This window comes from Herbihabitans rhizosphaerae (assembly GCF_004216555.1).
Classification (GTDB): domain Bacteria; phylum Actinomycetota; class Actinomycetes; order Mycobacteriales; family Pseudonocardiaceae; genus Herbihabitans; species Herbihabitans rhizosphaerae.
Map to the genome: position 1 here is coordinate 1 of NZ_SGWQ01000024.1, position 2453 is coordinate 2453.

The 2453-nt window shown below is 69.4% G+C and carries 1 protein-coding gene; it reads left to right on the top strand.

Going from position 1 to position 2453, the window contains the following annotated elements:
- Window positions 1-54: 54 nt before the first annotated feature.
- On the top strand, window positions 55-2453 hold a 2399-nt coding region (locus EV193_RS33010), incomplete at its 3' end, for a type I polyketide synthase (RefSeq protein ID WP_242613841.1).

Below are 2453 nucleotides of genomic sequence, written 5' to 3' on the forward strand. Positions count from 1 at the left end.
CTCCACACCGGACAACTCACCACCACCAACCACCCCTGGCTCACCCACCACACCATCAACAACACCACCCTCCTCCCCGGCACCGCACTCATCGACTCACTGGCACACATCGGTGATCAGCTGGGTGTTTCGATGATCGAGGAGCTGACGATCTCCGCTCCGATCGTGATACCCGACGACGGCGGCACCACGGTCCAGATCAAGGTCGGAAATCCGGAAGGCGAACGGCGTCCGGTCACCGTCTACGCGCGTGCCGCCGGGGCGGAGGACTGGACGGAGAGCGCCACGGGCTGGCTCAGCGCGGACACGGCGGACAGCACACCGTCCACCGAGCTCGCCTCGTGGCCGCCGCCGGGAGCGAAGCCGGTCGACCTCACCGACTTCTATGACCTCATGACCGTCGACTACGGACCGGCGTTCCACGCGGTGCGTGCGATCTGGCTCGACGGTGACAGCGTCTTCGCCGAGCTGCGGCTCGACTCCGAGCTCGACATCGACGGGTACGGCGTGCACCCTGTCCTGCTCGACGCGCTGCTGCACCCGCTGGCGGTGTCCGGCTTCTTCGCCGACCCCGAGCAGCCGCGCCTGGCGTTCGCATGGAGCGGTGTTCGAATGCACGCCACTGCCGCGCGCTCGCTGCGGGTCCGTCTGGTCCGCAATGGTGCGGACTCGATCGCCGTCCACGCGGTTGACGAGACCGGTGCCGCCGTACTGGACATCGACGATCTCGCCGTCCGTCCCGTCGACTTGGACAAGCTCAAGGCGCCGTCGGATCTTCGAGACAGCTTGTTCGCGGTCGAGTGGGACATCGTGTCCACCGATTCCGGACCAGCGCCGAAGTGGGTGTACCACCAGGACCGCGACACCGAGGACACTCCCGCCATCGTGGTCCTGCGCCCGGATGACGGCGACCTCGACGCGACCGTCCCCGAGCGCGTCCACTCTGTCGGACTCCATGTGCTGCGGGCACTCCAGGACTGGCTGACCGACGAGCGGTGGTCTTCCTCCCGGCTCGTGGTCGTCACCCGCGCCGGCGACCTGGTGCACGAGTCGGTGCGCGGCCTGGTTCGCGGGGCGCTGTCGGAGAACCCCGGCCGGTTCGGTCTGGTGGAGGTCGACCGCGACGACGCCGGGACGCTCGAGGCCGCGCTGGCGCTGACCGCGGACGAGCCGCACGTGGCTGTCGTCGGTGGCGGGGTGCGCGTGGCACGGCTGGGCCGGGTCGAGCTGGCGGTGCCGGGCGGCCCGTCTGCGCTGGCCGGCGGAACGGTCCTGGTCACCGGTGCGACCGGTGGCCTCGGCAGACTCGTCACCGAACACCTGGCGACGGTGCACGGCGTGGCGGAACTGGTGTTGGTGTCCCGGTCCGGCGCGCCCGAGGAGTGGACGGACAGCCTCACTGAGACAGGCGTCCAGGTGCGCTCGGTCGCGGCCGATGTCGCTGACCGCGACGCGCTCGCGGATGTGGTGGCCTCGGTCGCCGAGCGGCTGACCGCGGTGGTCCACGTCGCGGGGATCGTGGACGACGCCGTCGTCACCGCGCTTCGCCCTGAGCAGTGGGACCGCGTGCTGCGCGCAAAGGTGGACGCGGCGTGGCACCTGCACGAACTGACTAGAGAGCTCGACCTCGCCGCCTTCGTGCTGTACTCGTCGGCTTCGTCCACCTTCGGAGGCGCGGGGCAGGGCAACTACGCGGCGGGCAACGCGTTCCTCGATGGTCTCGCGCGGTACCGCCACGAGCTTGGCCTCCCTGCGATCTCGCTGGCCTGGGGACTCTGGTCCGAGGACGCCGGGATGGGCGGCAGGCTGACCGACGCCGACCTGGCAAGGATGGCCCGCGCCGGCACGCTGCCGTTGTCGGCCGAGCAAGGTCTGACGCTGTTCGATTCGGCGCTCGGGTCGGACCGGCCGGCACTGGTGCCGATTCGGCTGAACCTCGCCGCCATGCGCGGCCGAGACGACGCGCCACACCTGCTGCGCCGCGTGGCGCCGGCGGGAAGCAGGAGAGCGATCGCCAACAATGGCGACGGATCCGGCCCTTCGCTGGCCGACCGGCTCGTCGCCATGCCGGAAGCGGACCGGAACAAGACGCTCCTCGATCTTGTCCGGGGGAGCGCGGCCGTCGTGCTGGGACACGCCGACGGCGCGGCCGTGCCGGAGCAGCGGCCATTCAAGGATCTCGGCTTCGACTCGCTCATGGCCGTCGAACTGCGCAACCGGCTTGGCCAGGCCACCGGTCTGAAGCTGTCCGCGACAGTGATCTTCAACTACCCGACGCCGAAGGCCATGGCCGAGTATCTGCGCGACAAGCTGATCGGAACGCGGGAGATCGCTGTGCGCGATTCCGTCTCGGAGCACGTCGATGATGATCCGGTTGTGATTGTGGGGATGGGTTGTCGTTTGCCGGGTGGGGTGTGTTCGCCGGAGGATTTGTGGGGGTTGGTTGTTTCTGG